Origin of the sequence: Thalassospira sp. A40-3 (genome assembly GCF_015871485.1) — a bacterium.
In the GTDB taxonomy this organism is placed as follows: domain Bacteria; phylum Pseudomonadota; class Alphaproteobacteria; order Rhodospirillales; family Thalassospiraceae; genus Thalassospira; species Thalassospira tepidiphila.
Window position 1 is genome coordinate 1,286,073 of sequence record NZ_CP065428.1, and the last position, 20,057, is coordinate 1,306,129.

General features: G+C 56.5%; 24 protein-coding genes and 1 tRNA gene. 8 read left to right on the forward strand and 17 right to left on the reverse strand.

Annotated features, from left to right (window positions below; all coding sequences use genetic code 11):
• Positions 1–71 precede the first annotated feature (71 nt).
• The 11 genes from IT893_RS05730 to IT893_RS05780 form a co-directional block, all read right to left on the reverse strand.
• Positions 72–296, reverse strand: a complete 225-nt coding sequence (locus tag IT893_RS05730; RefSeq protein ID WP_008890482.1) for a RebB family R body protein — start codon at positions 294–296, stop codon at positions 72–74.
• Positions 293–478, reverse strand: a complete 186-nt coding sequence (locus IT893_RS05735; protein ID WP_063088406.1) for a hypothetical protein — start codon at positions 476–478, stop codon at positions 293–295. Before IT893_RS05735 ends, IT893_RS05730 begins: the two co-directional genes overlap by 4 nt.
• A gap of 41 nt (positions 479–519) precedes the next feature.
• Positions 520–798, reverse strand: a complete 279-nt coding sequence (locus tag IT893_RS05740; protein WP_008890484.1) for a RebB family R body protein — start codon at positions 796–798, stop codon at positions 520–522.
• A gap of 14 nt (positions 799–812) precedes the next feature.
• Positions 813–1,109 carry a RebB family R body protein gene (locus IT893_RS05745; RefSeq protein ID WP_008890485.1) on the reverse strand — a complete coding sequence of 99 codons (297 nt, stop codon included), beginning with the start codon at positions 1,107–1,109 and terminating at the stop codon, positions 813–815.
• A 140-nt stretch (positions 1,110–1,249) separates the two neighbouring features.
• A complete protein-coding gene (locus tag IT893_RS05750) occupies positions 1,250–1,585 on the reverse strand; it encodes a RebB family R body protein (protein WP_008890486.1) in 336 nt (111 codons plus the stop codon).
• A gap of 234 nt (positions 1,586–1,819) precedes the next feature.
• Positions 1,820–2,143: a RebB family R body protein gene (locus tag IT893_RS05755; protein ID WP_008890487.1), complete on the reverse strand. Its 324-nt coding sequence runs from the start codon at positions 2,141–2,143 to the stop codon at positions 1,820–1,822.
• A 232-nt stretch (positions 2,144–2,375) separates the two neighbouring features.
• Positions 2,376–2,699 (reverse strand): RebB family R body protein, encoded by a 324-nt coding sequence (locus IT893_RS05760; RefSeq protein WP_008890488.1) that lies wholly within the window; start codon positions 2,697–2,699, stop codon positions 2,376–2,378.
• A gap of 154 nt (positions 2,700–2,853) precedes the next feature.
• Entirely contained in the window at positions 2,854–4,080 is a 1,227-nt protein-coding gene (locus IT893_RS05765) for an RNA polymerase sigma factor (RefSeq protein ID WP_197147149.1), read from the reverse strand.
• 243 nt (positions 4,081–4,323) lie between these two features.
• A complete protein-coding gene (locus IT893_RS05770) occupies positions 4,324–4,824 on the reverse strand; it encodes a hypothetical protein (protein WP_197147150.1) in 501 nt (166 codons plus the stop codon).
• Complete coding sequence (locus tag IT893_RS05775) at positions 4,824–6,422, reverse strand: hypothetical protein (protein ID WP_197147151.1); 1,599 nt, start codon at positions 6,420–6,422, stop codon at positions 4,824–4,826. Before IT893_RS05775 ends, IT893_RS05770 begins: the two co-directional genes overlap by 1 nt.
• A gap of 228 nt (positions 6,423–6,650) precedes the next feature.
• Positions 6,651–6,726: transfer RNA gene (locus IT893_RS05780), tRNA-Thr, on the reverse strand.
• Positions 6,727–6,921: 195 nt separating this feature from the next.
• On the opposite strand from IT893_RS05780, the gene IT893_RS05785 reads away from it, so the two are divergent.
• Positions 6,922–7,695, forward strand: coding sequence for a class II glutamine amidotransferase (locus IT893_RS05785; RefSeq protein ID WP_064781706.1), 774 nt, complete (start codon positions 6,922–6,924; stop codon positions 7,693–7,695).
• Here IT893_RS05785 and IT893_RS05790 read toward each other — a convergent pair whose 3' ends face one another.
• A complete protein-coding gene (locus tag IT893_RS05790) occupies positions 7,696–8,478 on the reverse strand; it encodes a DeoR/GlpR family DNA-binding transcription regulator (RefSeq protein ID WP_197147152.1) in 783 nt (260 codons plus the stop codon).
• Positions 8,479–8,677: 199 nt separating this feature from the next.
• Between IT893_RS05790 and IT893_RS05795 the strand changes: the two genes are divergently transcribed.
• From IT893_RS05795 to IT893_RS05820, 6 genes are read left to right on the forward strand one after another with little or no spacing between them, the layout of a single operon-like run.
• Complete coding sequence (locus tag IT893_RS05795; RefSeq protein ID WP_197147153.1) at positions 8,678–9,655, forward strand: ABC transporter substrate-binding protein; 978 nt, start codon at positions 8,678–8,680, stop codon at positions 9,653–9,655.
• Entirely contained in the window at positions 9,655–11,391 is a 1,737-nt protein-coding gene (locus IT893_RS05800) for an iron ABC transporter permease (protein WP_197147154.1), read from the forward strand. Before IT893_RS05795 ends, IT893_RS05800 begins: the two co-directional genes overlap by 1 nt.
• Positions 11,379–12,470 carry an ABC transporter ATP-binding protein gene (locus IT893_RS05805; protein WP_197147155.1) on the forward strand — a complete coding sequence of 364 codons (1,092 nt, stop codon included), beginning with the start codon at positions 11,379–11,381 and terminating at the stop codon, positions 12,468–12,470. Before IT893_RS05800 ends, IT893_RS05805 begins: the two co-directional genes overlap by 13 nt.
• Entirely contained in the window at positions 12,470–13,558 is a 1,089-nt protein-coding gene (locus IT893_RS05810; protein WP_197147156.1) for an MBL fold metallo-hydrolase, read from the forward strand. Before IT893_RS05805 ends, IT893_RS05810 begins: the two co-directional genes overlap by 1 nt.
• A 34-nt stretch (positions 13,559–13,592) precedes the next feature.
• Positions 13,593–14,183, forward strand: coding sequence for a histidine phosphatase family protein (locus IT893_RS05815; RefSeq protein WP_197147157.1), 591 nt, complete (start codon positions 13,593–13,595; stop codon positions 14,181–14,183).
• Positions 14,180–14,653 carry a polynucleotide kinase gene (locus IT893_RS05820; RefSeq protein ID WP_197147158.1) on the forward strand — a complete coding sequence of 158 codons (474 nt, stop codon included), beginning with the start codon at positions 14,180–14,182 and terminating at the stop codon, positions 14,651–14,653. Before IT893_RS05815 ends, IT893_RS05820 begins: the two co-directional genes overlap by 4 nt.
• Positions 14,654–14,715: 62 nt before the next feature.
• Here the strand turns inward: IT893_RS05820 and msrB are convergent, their stop codons facing one another.
• The 5 genes from msrB to IT893_RS05845 all read right to left on the reverse strand — a co-directional run bounded on the left by msrB (position 14,716) and on the right by IT893_RS05845 (position 18,656).
• On the reverse strand, positions 14,716–15,156 hold the full coding sequence (msrB, locus tag IT893_RS05825; RefSeq protein WP_197147159.1) for a peptide-methionine (R)-S-oxide reductase MsrB: 441 nt from the start codon (positions 15,154–15,156) through the stop codon (positions 14,716–14,718).
• Between the two features lie 129 nt (positions 15,157–15,285).
• The gene (locus tag IT893_RS05830; protein WP_197147160.1) at positions 15,286–15,759 is read right to left on the reverse strand and encodes a thermonuclease family protein; all 474 of its coding nucleotides are present in this window, start codon (positions 15,757–15,759) and stop codon (positions 15,286–15,288) included.
• Positions 15,760–15,774: 15 nt separating this feature from the next.
• The gene (locus tag IT893_RS05835) at positions 15,775–16,329 is read right to left on the reverse strand and encodes an AAA family ATPase (protein ID WP_197147161.1); all 555 of its coding nucleotides are present in this window, start codon (positions 16,327–16,329) and stop codon (positions 15,775–15,777) included.
• A gap of 180 nt (positions 16,330–16,509) precedes the next feature.
• On the reverse strand, positions 16,510–17,574 hold the full coding sequence (locus IT893_RS05840; RefSeq protein WP_197147162.1) for a hypothetical protein: 1,065 nt from the start codon (positions 17,572–17,574) through the stop codon (positions 16,510–16,512).
• Positions 17,575–17,669: 95 nt separating this feature from the next.
• Entirely contained in the window at positions 17,670–18,656 is a 987-nt protein-coding gene (locus IT893_RS05845) for a LysR family transcriptional regulator (protein WP_008890505.1), read from the reverse strand.
• Positions 18,657–18,890: 234 nt separating this feature from the next.
• On the opposite strand from IT893_RS05845, the gene chvE reads away from it, so the two are divergent.
• Positions 18,891–19,970, forward strand: coding sequence for a multiple monosaccharide ABC transporter substrate-binding protein (chvE, locus tag IT893_RS05850; RefSeq protein WP_197147163.1), 1,080 nt, complete (start codon positions 18,891–18,893; stop codon positions 19,968–19,970).
• Positions 19,971–20,057: the final 87 nt, after the last annotated feature.

The following is a 20,057-nucleotide window of genomic DNA, read 5'->3' on the forward strand; positions in this document are numbered from 1 at the left end:
AGCGATCGGTCTGACCGCACATCTCTAGACGTCGCACGGACGTGATTGTGATCAATTAGAGTCTGTTGCGCCTAGCCCGCCTGGGCGGTGATCAGGGCAACAAGCTTTGACGTTGCTGTATTGGCAACCTGTTGCATGTTGCCTTGTGTCAGGGTTGCGTTTTCCATGGCAAGGCCGGTGGCATGTGAATGCGACTGCATGGCCATGGAAACCGCCTGTGCCGGGCTTTCACCCAGAATTTTGACGTTGGTCTGGGTGACAGCATCGGTAACTTGCGGGTTTACGATATCACTCATGTTACGTCCTTTGTCTGTTCGCCCTGGGCGCTGGCGGCGTAGTCAAACTTTTCCTTGTAGTCCGATCCATCCCCCATAAACATTGGGTCGGCCTGGCCAAGCCACGAACTGGTTTCGGTGTTATCTTGACCTTCACCTTTCTGATCGCCGGATTCTTGTGAATCTGCGTCTTCGAGGGACACGGTATCCGAATCCCCTGTCGCATCGAGGCCGTCGTAAGATGCTATTTCCCCTTCGTCCCAGTCTGCTGTGTCGTAAAAAAATTTGGCTTGTTGTCCTGGACCGACAGGGTGGCCTTTGCACATTCCATGGTGGTTGCAAGGCTTGCGACCGCCTGTTGCTGCTGTTCATTGACCATGTTGGCAAACAGGATCCCCTGTGCCTGGGCCTGCGACAGATAGGTCTGCATCGCGCCCATCGCCGGGCCATTGGCAATGACCGATGTGTTGGTTTGGGTGACGCTGTCGGTAATTTGTTCATCGACTTCGTTCGGATTGCTCATCGGGGTGATCCTTATTAACTACGACGTTTCATCATTTGCAGAATGCTCTGGGTCATGGTCGTCATGCCGATCATGGCATTTTGCTTTTGGGCCGAGACCATGTTCGCCATCAGGATGTTCTGCGATTGCGCCTGACCCATCATGGATTGCAACGCGGCGAAGCCTGGACCGGCCCCCATCGTGGCAACATTGGTCTGGGCAACGCTGTCAGTGATCTGATCTGAAACCGAGCACTGATGATCATCTTCATGGTGACTGGCGGGGTGGTGCTGGGATTTCTTGCCGTCTTGCTCAGGTGGTGCCGATGGCATGTCCGTCTCCTTGTCTGGAGGAATGGGCTGGCGGAAGTGCTACGTATCGGTTTGACGCCGAGCGCGGGCATTTGTGAAAGAAAAAGCCCGGCAAGCGCATGCATGCCGGGCGGGGTTGGCGGCGAAACCAGTGGGGATGTTTAGGACACGGCCGTACCGGTCGTGGCTTTAAGAGCCGACAACAGCGAAAGCATATTGTCGGGAACGTCGCTTGCGGCGAGTTTCGAGGTCGCAACGGCCCCCGCCATGGTGTTGACAGAGTAGACCTGGATGACGCCCTGATTGGTGGCCGCCTGAGAGGAAATGCCCACCTGATGCTGGCTGCTGACAGCGTTCTCATAGAGAATGCCATGAGAATGCGCCAGCGACTGGTAAAGCGAGCCCATGGCCATTGCCGGCGCATCACCCATGACCTCGACATTGGCTTGGGTGACGGCGTCGGTAATCATACCATTGACCGGAGTGTTATCAGCCATTGTGTATCTCCTGGTTACCTAAAGAAGTGCCGGAAGGAACGTAAGGCCCCGAACCGACCCTTTCCGCATGTCCTGCGGTCAGACAGATGACGGGGGACTTGGTGTCTTGTGACGATGGGCTGGCAAAAACTTGGATTGCTTGCAGAACCGTTGCCACAATGAAAACGGGCGGTCGCAGATCAATACGACCGCCCGGTGTGATACTGGCTGGACGGGCCGAAACCCGGATCAAAATCAGTTTCTGGTTGCCTGAAGCGTCGTCAGAAGCGTCAGCATATTGTCGGGCACATCGCTTTTGGCGATCTTGGAGGTCGCAACGGCGTCAGCCATGGTGTCGACCGAATAGATCTGCAGGATGCCCTGATTGGTCGCGGCCTGCGAGGTGATGCCGTTCTGCTGCTGGGCGCTGACGGCGTTCTGATACAGGATGCCCGTCGAATGTGCGAGGGACTGGAAGATTGAACCCATCGCCATTGCCGGGGCGTCGCCCAGAACTTTCACGTTCGCCTGGGTCACGGCATCTGTGATCTGACCATTTAGCGGAGTGTTATCAGCCACTGTTTATCTCCTGTTTGCCTAGGGAAATGCTGGAAGGAAGAGATGTTCCAAACCAGCCACTTTGCGTGTGTTGCGGTCAGACAGATGACGGGGGGCTTGGCGTCTTGTGACGCAGGGCTTTGCAAAAGAACGGATTGTTTTGCAAAGCCCTGATCAAATGAAATCGGGCGATCGCTGATGATTGCGACCGCCCGATTTGAAACTGGCTTTGGGGCCAAAGATGTTTTGAAAATCAGCCCTTGGTTGCCTGAAGAGCGGTAAGAAGCGACAGCATGTTGTCGGGTACGTCGCTTTTGGCAATTTTGGAGGTCGCAACAGAGTCTGCCATCGTGTCGACCGAATAGATCTGGATGACGCCCTGGTTGGTTGCGGCCTGCGAGGTGATGCCGATCTGCTGCTGTGCGCTGACGGCGTTTTCATAAAGAATGCCGGTGGAATGAGCGAGGGACTGGAAGATCGAGCCCATTGCCATTGCCGGGGCGTCGCCCAGAACTTTCACGTTAGCCTGGGTGACTGCATCAGTGATCTGACCATTTACCGGGGTCGGAATCGCCATTGTAAAGTCTCCTTCGTTACGCTTTGCGGTGTGCTGCTTGCTGTTGTGTTTCTGTCGGGGTTTCGCCGTCCCGTTTTCAGTCTATCGACGCTGGTGGTGTATCGTTGTGACGCGTCTTTTTTGCGAGTTGGTCGTTTTTTTTACGCACGTATTCTTATTGAATGCCCGAAGCCCTGAGATGTTCGCGGGCCAGCTGAACACGTTTGCGCACCGCGCAGTTGCTTAAGCCCAGGGCCGCTGCAATCTCGTCATAGGTGCGGTCCTGGACACAGCGCATCAAAAGCGGCTTGCGCAGTTTTTCCTGCATCTCAAGAAGGGCCGCTTCGAGCTGATCCAGTTTTTCACCAGCGAGATAAGATTCCTCGGGGCTCGGTGTGATCGGCGCTGTCATCGGGGAGGCCGGTGTGTCGGCAGCCCCATGGGTTTCTTCGCGGTATTCCGCCTTGCGCCGGTTTTGCCTGTGCAAATCAATGCAGGCGTTATGGACAATGCGCGATAACCAGGCGCGATGGTTGCGGATTTCATCCATGGATTCTTCGAATTTGGTCGATGCCTTGACCATCGCCTCGGACAGCGCATCTTGCGCGTCATCCATATTGCCCGACATCAGTTTCAGGCATTGCTTCAAAAGCGTGTCTTGCTGATCAATCCACAGCGGCCAGAAATTCGGTGCCGCCGGGCCCAAATCGGCATCCGTTTGCGGATGGGTTTGCGGCGTGGATTGCGGGGAGGAATATTGTCCGTCATCGGGGGCATTTGGTGCGGTCGGTGCCACCGGTGCTTGCGGGACCGGCACATGTGGCACCGGTTGGCGCAATGTCGGGCTTTCTGCCCCCGGCACAAGACCGCGCAGGATATCAAGCGGGTCGGTCGGTGTGCCGCCAGGCGTGCCAAGCGCACCGGCAATGATGTCTTCGGGGCTCGGGCCGCTGCGTGATGGTTCAAGACCCGGGAAGCCTGCCAGCGGGTTGAAGTCTGCCGGGTAACCGGGCGGCGGGCTGTATCGTGGCTGGACCTGGTCTGTTGCCGAGCCGGGGTTTGCGGTTGCGGCGGGGCGGGTGTCTGCCGGTTTTGCTGCTGGCGTCATCGATTGCATGATGGTGCGTGCATCAAGGGCGCTACTTGCCGGGGGCGTCAATCTGTCGTGACCGGCCTTTTGATCGGCTTCTTGATCTCCGGGGTCGTCGGCTGCGGCAAGCTTTGCCAGATAATCTTCGGCAATGCGCGCCCTTTGTTCGGGTTTTAACCGGGACCAGATTGACGTCACCTTGTCATCATCACCCAACGCCAGCGACAGGCTTTGTTCAAGACTTTTGGCAAAGCTGATCTCGGCTTCTGTCAGGGTTGCCTCATCCTGCGGACTGTTCTTTTCGTTCTGCACTATGGACCCCTCCGGTTGATTGAATGCAACCATAGGCTGATTAAGTTTTGCGGTAATCATTATGACGTAGCCGCAAAAGAATTGTGAATAAAAGTTTATATACATCCTATAGTTGTGTTTTCGTGCGCAACGGCGCAGCCGTCGCGATGCGGGCTGAGGATAGGTTGGGGACAGATCGTCGCGCTTTGATGCGCTTGTTATTGCCGTTCCTGTTCCGGGCGTTGCCCGGTTGCAGACATCAAGCTAGGTCTTTTTGCCGGATGTCTTTTGCTGGGGCGCGGGACCTGAAGATTGGGGGGCTTGTTCCTTTTTCGGATCCCTTGGCGGGAAGGCTTCGGCAAGGGCGGTTTCCACCTTCTCGGACAAGGCCTGCATGCGCAAGTCAATCTCGCGTGCGATGATGTTGCGGATTTCATTTGCGATATCGAACATGACCTGCTGGCCGTTCTGCATGTTTGGATCCGATGCCATATGCGGTGCCCCTTGTTGTGCCGCCTGAGGATGTGGGGTGGCTTGCCCTGTCTGCTGGCTGCCGATTGCGGGCTGCGGGGCCTGGGCGCCGGATTTCACGTTTTCGGCATGATTGGAAATGGTCTGTTTTTGATCAAGAACCTGGGCGCGGGCCCGTTCGGCGGCTTGCGCCATGGCCTGCTGGGTTGCCAGATATTCCTGATTGAACGCCTTCCGGACCGCGTCCTTGCGATCACTTGCCGTGGTTACATCGTTTTGCGCCTGCCCAGACATCAGGTGCCTCCTTTGCTGCTGCCAGTGCTGCCAGAGTTGTCACTGTTGTCACTATTGCCGTTCTTGCCTTTGCTTGTGCCCGTTGACGATTTGGCATTGCTGCTGCTGGTTTTGCTGCTGTCGCTGTTGTCGGTGTCACCATCATCGCCCGGGTCGGATGTTTTTGCCGCTGCGCCAGATTTCGCCGGCGTGGGTGTGGGCGCAGCTTTCGCCGCTGCTGGTGTCGACGCCGCTGCTGATGCCGATGCGCTTATATCTGCATCAAGCATAAAGGCCGGTGGGATGAACCCGTATTTTTCAAGATCGGCAGCATTGGGATCGGTTGGCAGACCGGTCAACCCGGTTTCAAGCCGTCCTCTGCTATCTGAGATCATGCTGGCAGCCCGGCAGGCCGACTGATCATGCTGGGCATTGCAGCTCAGGATCGCGGTTGGGGTGCTGGTTCTGGCCTGGGTCATCAGCTGGGCGGTGACATCAAAGCTGGTCTCGGCTTCATAGCGCACCAGAACAACAAGACCGGCCCCCTTGTCGCCTTCGCTGGGCGGGGTGATCTGCACCCAAAACGGGACGCTGGAATTGGGGGCGACCATCACATTGCCCGCAACGATGGGGCTGGGCAGGGTACCGACATATTCCAGATGGATCGGCACCGGTGCACGATCAGCAAAGATCAGACGGATCAACGCCACATCTGGGGTTGCTTCACTGCCCGTCGCGCCAACCGTCTGTTCAAGATGGATGGCATGCGGTGCGCCGCCATAAATCGGTACTTCGGACATCTGGGGGGCGGCGCCATCGGCATCGATTGCATCAAACAAAAGCGCGCGTAATTGTGACGGGGCCGCATTCGGTGCCGTAACCGAAAGTTCGGACTGCGCATCTGTTGATGCGCCGACATGCAAGGACCATTTGCACAAGGATTTTGGCACATCCGGTGCCAGCATTTTCGCAAGAATCGCTGTTTGCGCACTGGTCTTGGTCGGCGACAGGGGATAGCCCTGTTCCATGCTGATCGCCCAGTCCGGCGTATCGGCGGTGGTGTCTGCCTTTCCCTGAAGGGTCGGCATGGCGGTGCGGAACATGTCATCGCGGATGACGGGCCCCGTCATGTCGGTTGTGCTGCCGTCCGCATGGATCGTGGTTACGCCCCATTGCGCGTCCGTGGTGCCAGACTGGGTATTGGTGGCAGCCGAACCACTGTCAGTACTATACCAAGGGTCCATGTTTTCAAGCGGGCTGGTGTAGCCTTCCGTCGGCGCACTTGCGGTTATTGGGGTTGGCGATGACGTCCCGCCATCAAGCAGATAACGTTGAATGATCTGAAACGCGGTTTCCATTGGCTGTGGCTGCTGTGACGGCTGAGCCTGACTGCCTGATGCAGCTTGCTCAAAGCCCGGCAGGCCAAAGTCACGGCAAAGGGCTGCCATCATATCAACGGCGGCCTGTTCGGAGCTGATCGTGTCCGGGGCTTCGGTTGGTTCGCGCAGATTGTTTTCGGCGTCTGCCGCACCGGCCTCGGATGACGGTTGCCCGTTATCGGAATTGTCGCTGGATTTGGTCGAAGCCTTGGCTGGTTTGGGCGCGTCACTATCGGTCATGCCTGCACTCCCCAATGGTGTCTTGCAACACTCAAAAGGGCCGCCATCATGCCGCCCCTGATCTGCAAGAAGTTATAACGGTTCCTTGCAAACAGACGCATCGGGTAGGGGGAATGTGAAAAGATTGCGCTGCAATCCCCCATTGCACAGTCACAAACAAGCCCAGAAAACACAAAACCCGCCAAAGATGCAGCAGGCTGCGTCTTGGCGGGTCTTTGTTTTACAAAATGGTGCTGGTGATAGGATTTGAACCTACGACCTACGCATTACGAATGCGCCGCTCTACCAGCTGAGCTACACCAGCACGATTCATTTTGTGGCGCGGAAAATACGGACAATCACCCGCCTTGGCAAGAGGTTTGTTGTTCTTTTTGCCAACAAGTGCCGGACTTTCAGCCATGTCCTGAAATCAGGACAGAGACACACAATATCACATTGACCATGCTGTGATTATCCGGCTTAGATGTGCGCGATCAAAATTCATGTGCGGGGGCAAATCATGTGTCGTTGGCTGAGCTACATCGGGGATCCGGTTTATCTGGAAAAGCTGGTCTTTGAGCCGCGCCATTCACTGGTCGAACAAAGCCTGCACGCCGAACAGGCCAAAACACCGACCAATGGCGATGGCTTTGGCCTTGGCTGGTATGACGAACGCCCGACACCGGGGCTTTATCGCGAAATCCTGCCGGCCTGGAATGATCCGAACCTGCGATCCCTTGCCCATCACATTCGGTCCGGCCTTTTCTTTGCCCATGTCCGCGCCTCGACCGGCACCCACACCAGCCGCACCAACTGCCACCCGTTTTCCAACGGCCAGTATCTTTTCATGCATAACGGCCAGATTGGCGATTACCCGCTGGTGCGCCGATCCCTGGAAATGATGATCGAGGATGAGTTTTACGAAGGCCGACAGGGCTCCACCGATAGCGAGCTGATCTTTTGCCTGATGTTGACACTCGGCCTGCGCGATGACCCGCACCGTGCGATCCGCCGCACGATCGAGGTGGTCGAAAACGAAATGAAGGTGCGCGGTGCGACCTCACCGTTCCGTTTCACTGCCTGCCTGTCAAACGGCAAAAGCGTCTGCGCCATCCGCCACGCCAGCGACGATAAGCCGCCATCACTTTACTGGCGCAAACGCGATGATCACGTGATTGTCGTCTCTGAGCCGCTTGATACCGAAAGCGATAGCTGGAAGGCGGTTGCACCCAACCACACCCTGCATGTCGAAGGTGATCTGACCATCAGCGAAGAAGCCACGCTTGTTTGCTGATTAAGACACCACAACAATCTGACTGCGCGCCTTGACCAGCGCGCGTTGCAGGGCGTCGCTTGGCGCGGTGTTGAGTAATACAGTCTGAAAATCGCTGGCGTGGCCGTCGCGGCAGAGCGCTTTGCGGCCGACTTTCTTCTCGTCGATCATCAGGATCGCGTGATCGCAGCACGATACCAGTGCGCGACGGGCGCGGACTTCGTCCATGTTGAAGTCCAGCAAATCACCTTCGTCACTCATCCCGCCAACACTGACTATCCCGAAATCGGCGCGCATGCTGCCGAAAAAGTCCGCGCTATCGGCACCGATGATATCCAAGTCACGCGTACGCACCGTGCCACCGGCAAGGCGCAGCGTGACATTTGGCGCGTTTTGCAGCGCCATCACCACATGCAGGTTGTTTGTGAGAACCGTTAAGTTGCGATGCGACGCCAGATGCTGGGCGGCAAGTTCGGCGGTGGTGCCGGTGCCAATCGCAATCGTGCAGCCCTCCGGGATCAGATCGGCCACCTTGGCGGCAATCGCCATCTTGCCCGTGCGGTTCCAGACTTCGCGTTTTTCATAGGCCGAGTTATCCGGATCGGGGGCCGGGCCCGCCAGACCATGACGGCGAAACACACGGCCCTGTTCGTGCAGATCGCGCAAATCGGTGCGGATCGTCTGGACCGAGACGTTAAACCGGCGTGCCAGTTCCTCAACCGCCATGAAGCCGGTTGATTTGACAAGGGCGACGATGCGGTCGCGTCGGCGGTCAAGGGGCACTGCATCAGACGTTTTAGTCACAGCATTTCTTTCGTTCGAAAGTTGTTATTTCGCTTGTGATCCCAGTATAGACAGGCCGAAACGCTGCTGCATAGCCCGGTTTTCCTGTTGAAACATTTAATTCTTGGTGTTGTCACACAACTGAAATCGAAATCCCGATAGCTTCCGGATCGAAACATTTTCGAACGAAACCTTTTTTTCGATCTAAGGGATGCCGATCATGCGTAACGTTCTTCTTGCTGCGGTTGCCTCTGCCGCGATGATGCTGCCAGTTGTGGGTCAGGCTGCTGAAAAGCTGGTTCTTTATACCAGCCAGCCGAACAAGGATGCCCAGACCACTGTTGATGCCTTTATGGCTGCCAACCCGGATATTGAAGTTGAGTGGGTCCGTGACGGCACCACCAAACTGATGGCGAAACTGCGTGCGGAAATCGCTGCTGGCGACCCGCGCCCGGATGTTCTTCTGATTGCCGATACCGTAACGCTTGAAGGTCTCAAGCAGGAAGGTCAGCTGCAGGCCTATAAATCCGGCGAAGCAAGTGCCTATGAAGACGGTCTTTATGACGGTGAAGGCTATTACTATTCGACCAAGCTGATCACCAGCGGCATCGTTTACAACACCGCCGTCAAAGCGCCGACATCGTGGAAAGACCTTGCTGATCCGGCGGTGAAAAACCAGATCGCAATGCCAAGCCCGCTTTATTCCGGTGCGGCCCTTATTCACCTCTCCACCCTGACCGAGAACAAGGATCTGGGCTGGGATTACTATCAGGCACTGGCAGCCAACGAAGCACGCGCCAAGGGTGGTAATGGCGGTACTTTCAAGGCCGTTGCGTCGGGTGAAAAGCCTTATGGTGTGGTTGTCGACTTCCTTGCCATCCGTGGCAAAGCTGATGGATCGCCGGTTGATTTCGTCTTCCCGTCTGAGGGTGTGACCTATGTGACCGAGCCGGTCGCGATCATGAAAGATGCCAAGAACGTTGATGCCGCGCACAAGTTCGTTGATTTCCTTCTGTCCGAACAGGGTCAGGAACTGGTGCTTGATATGGGCTACATCCCGGCACGTAACGACATGGCGCTTCCGGCCGGTTTCCCGGCACGCAGCGAAATCAAGTTGATGGACTTCAATCCGGCCATCGCGCTGGAACAGGCCGAAGCCAACAAACAGAAATTCGCAGACATGTTCGGGGCTGAATAATGCAGGCTACAGGTCGCCTTCGCGGCGTTCTGCCTGGCATAATCGCCAAACCAAATGGCAACCGGTCTTCGGACCGGTTGCTGATTTGGTTGGTGGTGCCGGTATTTATTATTTCGATTTTGCCGATCCTGCGCCTTGGGTTTGAAGGCGTGATGGTCGGTGGTGTGCCTTCGTTTGATTATTTTCACGACGTGCTGGGCAATTCATCAACTTGGCGGGCCACGGCAAACAGTCTTTATACCGCCGGTCTGGGAACGATTATCTCCCTTTTGATCGGGGGTGCCTTTGCCTTTCTGGTGGCACTGACCGATATACGTGCCAAGGCGGCATTGGTGTTCTGTTTCATGATCCCGATGATGATCCCGCCACAGATTACGGCGCTCAGCTGGGTGCAACTGACCGGGCCCAGCAGTGCGCTTTTAAATGCCATTGGCATGGCCCCGCCGCTGGGATCGCCCCAGCCGCTTTATTCCGCCGAGGGCATCGCCCTTTTGTTGGGGATCCAGCATGCCTCCATCGTGTTTCTGACGCTGCGCGCCAATTTGCGCATGTTGCCACGCGAACAGATCGAAGCCGCCCGTCTGGCGGGTGCACGCGGCGGGCGTTTGTGGTGGCAGATCATTTTGCCGCTGACCAGTCCGGGCCTTATTGCCGGAACCGCCATGGCCTTTGTCACCGCGCTTGGCAACTTTGGCATTCCGGCGATGCTGGGCATTCCGGCAGGCTACCAGACGCTGCCGACATTGATTTATCAAAAGCTTGCCGGGTTTGGCCCGTCCGTTCTGGGCGAGGTTTCCGTCCTTGCCATGCTGATCGGGGCGATTGCGATTTGTGGCGTGGCGTTGCATCACCGCTTGCTGTCCAAACGTGACTATCGTCTGATGGGCATGGTCGGGCGTCCTTTGGATGTCAAACTCGGTGCGCGCCGAAGCTTGGTTGAAATGGTCCTTTGGGCGGTGTTGGTCGCCATTCTGGTCATTCCGCTTCTAGCACTCTTTACCACCGCACTGGTGCCGGCCTTTGGCGTCAAACTCACATTCGCCAATGCGACGTTCGAGGCGTTCCATGAAGTCATGTTCGTGCAGCCTTCCACCATTCGCGCGTTCCAGAACAGCTTTCTTCTTTCCGTGGGGGCGGCGGTGACGCTTGTTCTGATGTGCCTGCCACTGGCTTATGTGATGGTGCGCAGGCCATCGAACCTGACCAAGCTGATCAATCTTCTGGTTGAAGTGCCCTATGCGCTTCCGGGTGTGGTGTTGGCGATTGCGTGTATCTTGTTGTTCATCCGCATTCCGCTGATTGATGTCAGTTTGTATGGCACGCTTGCGATTATTTTCGTCGCGTATCTCGCACGTTTTCTGGTGATCGCGTTGCGTCCGGTGATGAACAGCTTTACCCAGCTTGACCCGGCCCTTGAAGAAGCCGCCCAGGCCTGTGGCGCCGGGTTGTCGCGACGCTTGCGCGATATCTTGTTGCCGCTTGCCGCCCCCTCTGCTGCGGCCGGGGCGCTTTTGGTTTTCCTGACCGCCTTTAACGAACTGACCGTTTCGGCCCTTTTGTGGTCGGCCGGGAACGAGACGTTGGGCGTTCTGATTTTCAATCTTGATGACAGTGGCGATACCGTTCTGGCTTCGGCCGTGGCGGTTCTGGTCGTGCTGGTGGTGATCGCGTTGATGAGCTGTTTTCAGCTTGCCGCGCGTCGTTTGCCCAAAGGAGTTGTACCGTGGCAGACATAAATCTTTCGCGCATTACCAAATGCTTTGGCGATTATCGGGCGGTCAATCAGGTCTCGCTTGATATTGCCGACGGTGAATTCGTGGCTCTGCTGGGCCCGTCCGGCTGCGGCAAGACAACGCTTCTACGCTTGCTCGCCGGGTTCGAGGAACCCGATCACGGCCAGATTTCACTCGGCGGGCAGGTCATGGCAAGTCCTGAAAACAACATCATGATCAGTCCCGAGGACCGCAATCTTGGCATCGTGTTTCAGTCCTATGCCCTGTGGCCGCATATGTCGGTCGCGCGCAATGTTGGCTATCCGCTTGAGGTGCGCGGGCTCAACCGGGCCGATCAGGATCGCAAGATTGCCGAGGCACTCGATATCGTCGCCCTTGGCCCCTATGCCGATCGCAGCCCGTCGGAACTATCGGGCGGGCAGCGTCAACGTGTGGCACTGGCGCGCTGCCTTGTCATGGAACCACGCGCGGTGTTGCTCGATGAACCGCTTGCGAACTTGGACGTCCATTTGCGTGAAACCATGCAGCAGGCGTTTCTGGATTTTCATCGCCGCACCGGGGCGACGATGATTTACGTCACCCATGACCAGGCCGAAGCCATGGCGATGGCGGATCGGATTGCGGTGATGGACAAGGGCCATATTCGCCAGATGGCAGCGCCCGAAACGCTTTATCGCGAACCGGCCGATCTGATGGTGGCGGGCTTTGTCGGGGCAGGGGCGGTCCTGCCAGTGCAAGGTGTTACGGTCGGAAGTAACGGCAATTGCTCCGTCCAGTTGGGGCAAAGCAGCATTACCGCGCGCATCTGCCCGAAACTGGCCGATGGCCTCGCGACGGTGAATACGGCTAATGCCGGTCTTTGCCTGCGGCCAGAAGACGTCTGGGTCACCGATGATGCGCCGTTGCGCGGCCAGGTCGATGATTGCGTTTATCTCGGTGGGCGTTTCCGCCTTTCGGTTCGGATTGGCGCGGATCAGACCTTACCGGTCTATGCCAACCGCCGGGCACGCATTGGCGAACAGGTCGGCCTTCAGGTAAATGACGGCTGGGTGTTTGACCGCATGTCGGGTGAGGCCGCCTGATGTCAGCCCGTATGCGTGTTCTTTCCGGTCTTGGCGAAAAGGGACCGGCCTGTTTGCGACTGGAATTCTTTAACCGCCGCTGGCTGCTTGATTGCGGGGTGGGGCCCGAAAGTGATCAGGGTTTTGATCCGGCGTGGCTCAATAAAGTTAACGCTGTTTTCATTACCCACGACCATATCGACCATATCGGGGCGGCGGGCGAAATCGTTGATGCCGGTTTGCCGATCTATTGCACCGAAGTCACCGCGCGCTCCCTTCCCAAGGGGGCCAATGTTATCCCGCTGCCGCCTTATGGGGAAATTCAGGTTGATGGCGTGACCGTGACCACCGGACGCACCGGCCATTCATTTGGCGGGGTGTGGCTGCATTTCGAACTGGGGGGCGGGGTGCTGTATTCCGGCGATTTCTGTCAGGAATCTGATTATTTCCTCTATGACACGCCACCCGACGCGGCAACAGTCCTACTCGATGCGTCCTATGGCATGGAACAACTGACCCAGCAGGTCCGCATTGACAGCCTTTTGACCACCATGACCAAGCTGGATGGGCAGATCCTGTTTCCCGTACCGCCCAGTGGCCGGGCGGCGGAAATGGCGTTGTTGTTTGAACGTCATGGCCTGACCGACTGGTCGATGGATGATCGTTGTTACGGGCAGGTCAAGCAGGTGCTTGATGCCCATGGATCGGATTACGTTGCAGGTGACGCCATCCGCCAGTTGCGCAGCCTTAAGGACAAGGCAAAGCATTTCAATCCGGATGCACGGTTGCTTTTGTGTCATGCGCCGTGCGCGACCTTTGGCAAGGCGCGTGAACTGATTGATCAATGGCAGGACTCTGGTCGCATGGGGGCAAGTGCGCATGTGATCTTCACCGGTTTCATGCCAATCGAGGCGCGCAAGATGGTCGAAAAGGGCCATGCCCATTTCCGGCGTTGGAACGTGCACCCGCTTGCCAGCCACGTGATTGATCTCGCCAATCAGTGCCATGCCATGCAGGTCGTGCCATTATTCACCAGCCGGCCAGAGGATTTTGGGCTTGTCGATGGGTTTGACGGGCGGCTACAGCTTGCAGATCGGTTCTATTTGTAATGCATGCGTTCTCCAACAAAGGTGATGTCCGGTCATGATCTATGCCGCTGAAAAGTTCGATTTTCCCAAGCTGCCGTTTGTCTTCATCCGGCACGGGGAAACCGATGCCAACCGGGCGGGCATCATTGCCGGGTCCAATGAACCGCCGCTGAATGAAACCGGGCGCGAACAGGCGATGGCGATTGCACCATTAATGGCGATGGCGAAATGGCATGCGGTTTATGTCAGTCCGCAGGACCGGGCACGCACGACGGCCAATCTGGTGTTGCCGGGTTATGACGCCAAGGTGCTTGATGGCCTGCGTGAACGTCATTGGGGTGATCTGGAAGGTCGCCCGATTGCGGAATTGTGCCCGCGCTTTGACACCCCGCCCAATGGCGAGGGGTTTGATGCCATGTGCCAACGCGTATCCTTTGCCATGCAACAGGCCCTGGCCGAGGTCAGTGATAACCTGACCGTGATCGTCGCCCATTCCGGTGTGGCGCGCTGCATTCTTTACATGACCGGGTTTGAGGCCGATGGCCCACGCGTGCCCAACGCCACCCCGATCCTGTTCCGCCCGATGGAAATCGGCTGGGAGTATGAAAATTTGACCGAAAACCTGATTAAGGAGATTTCTGCGTGACTGAACCCAAAGCCCGTGATGCGCGTGATGCAGTCGTGTTTGATATGGATGGCACGCTGGCGCATTTTGATGCCGATGCTTTGGGGCATCTGGTTCATGGTGTGGAAAAACAGTGGGATGCGTTCTTTGACGCCATGGACCACGCCAAACCGATTGAAAATATCGAACGCCTGCTGCGCATTCTGCATGCATCTGGCCATGCGATCCTGATCTGTTCGGGCCGCCCGGCGGGCTGGCAACACCGATCAGAAGCCTGGCTGCGTGCGCATGATATCCCGTTTGATGGCATGTATCTGCGCCCCATGGATGCCGATCACCGCACCGATGAAGAGGTCAAGGAAGACCTGCTGGCCAAAATCATCGAGGACGGTTTCAATCCGTGGCTTGTGGTCGATGATCGCAGACGGGTGGTCGATAAATGGCGCGATATGGGGCTGACTTGCCTGCAATGTGCACCCGGTGATTTTTGAGTGTGATTTCTAATCATCATACAAATAAAAAGACCGGCTTCGCGCCGGTCTTTTTTGTCTAACTATTCGAATAAGTGGCGATACTCGCCGTATCCTTCGGCCTCAAGATCCTCGATCGCAATAAAGCGAAGGGACGCCGAGTTGATGCAATAACGCAATCCACCGCGATCCTGAGGGCCGTCGGGGAATACGTGGCCCAGATGGCTGTCGCCATGTTTGGATCGGACCTCGATCCGGCGCATGCCATGGGTGTTGTCTTCCTTGGCGATAACATTGTCGGTTTCGACCGGCTTCACAAAACTTGGCCAGCCACAGCCGCTATCGAACTTGTCGCGCGATGTAAAAAGCGGCTCGCCCGAGACGATATCGACATAAAGCCCGTCTTCCTTGTGATCCCAGAAATCATTGCGAAATGGCGGTTCGGTACCGCTTTCCTGTGTCACATAATACTGTTCAGGCGACAGGTCGCGGATGGCATCCGGGTCTTTGTGATATTTGCTCATATTTCGTCACTTAGCCTTCTGAACTTCGGTCTGGCGATTTCCTGTTTGCAAAGATGGTTGGAATATCGCCGTTGTCCAGTGACTTCACACCGAAGTGACATCAAAGGCTGATCTGATCAGCCCTGATACTCAACCTTGGCACCAGGGCTGACGTTTGGTTTTGCCATCATAGGGGCGGGCAAGGCCGTTTTCGATCAGCTCAAGATCAAGCGGGCTGCCATCGATCCGCACCGACGCCACCACACGCCCGCCATAACGCCCCCATTCCGGTTCGCAGAATTGAACCGATGTCGCGGTTTTCAGGCGTTGGCGGGCATAGTCGCGGGCCTTTTGCGCCAGTTGCTTTTCGCTGTCGCATTGGCCGCGCATTTCAGGCGTGTCGACCCCGCGCACGCGCACCGACATATTGGCGATCTCATCAGGCAGGCCGGGAATGGCGACATAGATGGTGTCACCGTCATAAGCATAATTGCCGCGATGTTCGCGCAGCGGCCAGTCATAGCAGGCGGCAATGGCCGGCAGGCTGGTGATCATCGTTACGGCGGCTGTGCATGCCATGACGGCGCGCTTGGTAAATCGGGATGCGGGTTTTTTTGGCGTCATCTTGGGGCGTGTTTCTTAGAGTTTGAGGCGGGCAAGGATCTGGGCGGCGCGCTGTTCGACCGGGCCTTTGCGAATTTCGACCAGTTCATAGCCGCATTCATGATAGGTCCGGCACAGCACGACATATGTTCTGACGGCCTCGGAGAAGCTTTGTGTCCGTGCCGCATCGTTTTTGTAGATTTCCGACCAGGGCGGCAGGACAAACGCCACCCGGTGATAGCGATAGGTATTGATCGCGCGGATCAGATCGGGATTTTCCGGAAGGCCGCTTAGTCTTCGATGCGCCAAGGTGTCGGGCAGGCCGCGGTCACAGAAAACCGTGCGCGGATGATTTTGGATGTCTTCTTGCCAGGCACGGATGGAGCGTCGGAACATCAGCCCGGCATAGGCATCATTATCCTCCCACGGCAAGGCGGTGCCGCCGCGTTCAAGCTGCTCTTCGATGATGGCACGCGCCACCTCGGGGCGGGTGTCAAAGCCCCGGTCATCAAGATGATTGATCAATGTGGTTTTGCCCGTACCGGGACCGCCGGTAAGGACAACAAGGTTGGACGTTATGGGTGTTTGCATTCGTGTTCGTGTCTCCGCAAGCACGCCGTTCTGGTCGGGCTTTGCGGCAAGGGGATGGCAATATTGTTGTTGGTTTTGGGTAGTGGCGAGATCTGTATGATTTGCGCAAGACGCGCTTTTACCGCCTTGGCATGGCAAGTCAACGGCAAAGAAAATACGGTGCTGCTTGGTTGTCGGGGATTAGACGCAGCCTTCGATCAATGTGATTGCATCGCTGCCAGCATGAATGGCGATGACCGTGCCGTTTTCATCAATCTCAAAGCGGATGCCGTGCGTTTTGGCCTCATCCTGCCACCATGTGACATACCGCCCGTCCGGGCCAAGATATTCGTTTTCTTCCTCGATTAATGTCTGACCGGCAAAGGCGGCATAAACGTCTTCCTTGGTCGATCCGATGGAAAGGCCATTGCGGGTGCGCACGAGGCTTGTGGCAACGTCATGTTCGTCACCATAAAGCGACACCCGGGCAAGTTTGCCATCAAGAACCATGTACCCCAGTCCCGACGGATCCAGATCGCGTTGCAGATAGGTGCAGCTTTCATCATCACCGGCAATAAAGGTATCGAGGTTCGGGCCGATGACGTCGCGCAGTTCATCATCACTCATGCCGATTTTGGCCGGGCCATAGCCCTGTTCAGACAGGTTGGCAATGCCCGTAGCGATGGCATCGGTAATCACAAGGTCAATGATCGCCGTGTTGCCGTCATGGCGGATTTTGCGCGGTGTCACGGTCTGGTGCAGATGGACTTGTGGCCAGCCGTTGCCAGCAATCCAGTCATCGGGGAAAAGCAGGTTGCTTTGCGGTTGCAGGCACAGAAGGTCGGCCTTTTTCAAAACGTCCTTGTGGCGCGCCTTAAGCACGAGCGGAATATCCATGCAGATGGTTTGCGGGACATCCTCCATCCAGCTGACCGGGGCGCCCGGACCATCGCAATTCTCGGGATCGGGACGGAGTTCGCAATAGGACGGAACGATATTGTCCATGACGAAATCAAGCCGCATCGGCCCTTTGCCCGCTGAAAACACAAGCGTTTCAAGTGCTTCTTCGTTCGGGTCCAGCCATTCAAAGTGATTGATCGCCCATGCGCTGCTGGCGCGCATGTCCATGACCGCAAAGGCAGCCGGGCGGTCCATATCGGACATTTCCGCCGTGCTGTCATCGGTCGCACTGGCGTGCGCACCTGTTGCGATCAGGGGCGAGACGGCGACGAACAGGGCGCAGAGATATCGAAGGCTTGCGGGCATGTTTTACTCTCGGTCACAACATGTCTTGTTTTGTCTCAGAAGCTTACGCCAGTTTTGGAGAGCTTCACAGTGCAAACAATTGCATGACGATCAGCCTAGCCATGCGGTTTTTCGATGCGTGCAAGAATATGATCGGAAACCAGTTGTGCCGAAGGTGAAAGCCGATGGCCGCGCGCGGTGATCAGACTGTAGGGTTTGATTTCAATCGCGCCATCAAAGGGCAGTTCGGTAATCAGCCCGCCACTGGTCAGAAGGGTTGTGACTTCCTCGGCCATCGGGGCGATGGCGTTGGTGTCGGCAAGGGTCGCCAGCGTCACCAGAAGGGATGCAGAATTCAAACTCGAATGCGGCAAGGGCAGGTGGCGCGAAATAAACACATCCTCGATCGTGCGACGCATCAGGTTGCCGGGTGGCGGCAAGATCCATTCGAACTGGGCAAGGCGTGCCAGCGTGATCGGCTTGTTGCTTTCAAGCAGCGGATGACCGGTGCGCACCATCAGGCGGATTTTCTCGCTCCTGATTTCGCGGATGTTAAACAGGCGGGGGTCCATGTCTTCGGGCACGCGGCCAATGACAAAGTCATGATCACCCGCCAGCAAATCCTTGATCAGCAAATGCGATGGCCCGACGCCAACATGAGCCTCAAGCAAGGAGTTGACGGCCTGAACGCTTCGGATGGCAGGCACCACCAGTTCAACGGCCGCGGCGGTCACGGCCCCGATAAAGACAGTGCCACCGCCATGTTTGATATCCTCGATCTCGCGTTCGGCTTCGCGGATTTCAATCAGCATGCTGCGCGCCCGCCTGGCAAGAGCGCGTCCGGCATTGGTCATCTCGATCCCGCGCGCACTGCGGACGCACAAGCGTGCCTCAAGGATGGTTTCCATCTCAGACAATAGTCTAGAGGCAGCCGGTTGGGATGTCTTGAGCATGTCAGCTGCCAGACTGATCTGACCGGTCTCTTCCATCGCGACAATCATGCGCAGATGACTAAGCTTCAAGCCACGCTGAAACAGGTTTCCAGAGCGGAAAAGCAGGGATTTCGCGGAACTGAGCGGGAGCAGATTGGATGTCTTGGCCATGATGGATTCCTCCGGTATGGCGTGATCTTAGTATATCAATTTTGATATGCAAGTTTCGAAAATGTTTATTTGATTGTTATGTAGGGCGTCTGAATAATGGCGCCGTGTCCTTTGGGAAATAGGATGCAATATCAATTGAAAACAAAGACACGACGTATGCAGGTCACGAATGCCTGTGAAAGTCGGGCGTAAAGAATAATGGCATGTATGCCGTGTCTTTTAGGGAGGATAGCTATGAAACGTCTCGGTGCCGTAATGGCAGGGGTCGCCTTTGGCGCGGCCGCAATGATGAGCCCGATGATTTCCGGCGGTTACGCCCATGCCGATGAAAAAGGCTATGTCGGGATCGCAATGCCCACCAAATCTTCGGCACGCTGGATTTCCGACGGAAATTCCATGGTCGAGCAGTTTGAAGCTGCCGGCTACAAAACCGATCTTCAGTACGCAGAAGACGATATTCCTAACCAGCTGTCCCAGATCGAAAACATGATCGTTAAGGGCGTGGATGTCCTGGTGATCGCGGCGATTGACGGTACCACGCTTTCGAATGCGCTGGAAAACGCAGCAGCAGCAGGCATCAAGGTTTTCGCCTATGACCGCCTGATCGTTGAAAGCCCGAATGTCGATTATTATTCCACCTTCGACAACTTCCAGGTCGGCGTCCAGCAGGCCACCTCGCTGGTTGATGGCCTGATTGAATCGGGTAAGCCGCCCTATAATGTTGAACTGTTCGGTGGTTCGCCGGATGATAACAACGCGTATTTCTTCTATAACGGTGCGATGTCGATCCTGCAGCCGCTGATCGACGAGGGAACCATCGTGATCAAATCCGGCCAGATGGGCATGGACACGGTCGGTACCCTGCGTTGGGACGGTGCGGTTGCACAGGCCCGTATGGATAACCTTCTGTCGGCACATTACACCGATGAAGAAGTCGATGGTGTTCTGTCGCCGTATGACGGGCTGTCGATTGGTATCCTGTCCTCGCTCAAAGGCGTTGGTTACGGTTCCGGCGATATGAAAATGCCGATCGTGACCGGTCAGGATGCGGAACTGCCGTCGGTCAAGTCGATCCTGGCTGGTGAACAGTATTCCACCATCTTCAAGGATACCCGTGAACTTGCACGTGTAACCGTCTCGATGGTGGACAGTGTCCTTGCAGGCGAAAAGCCGACCATCAACGACACCAGCACTTACGACAACGGTGTGAAGGTTGTTCCTTCCTACCTGCTTGAGCCGATCATGGTTGATAAATCCAATTGGGAAGAAATCCTTATTGGTTCAGGCTATTACACCAAAGACGAAGTGCAATAAGCGCTTAGGCATTGAAGGTCCCGGCGTTTGCGCCGGGGCCGCTTTTCTGAACGTGCTCTAGGGCAACTCGCCCGACTGGTTTCCAGG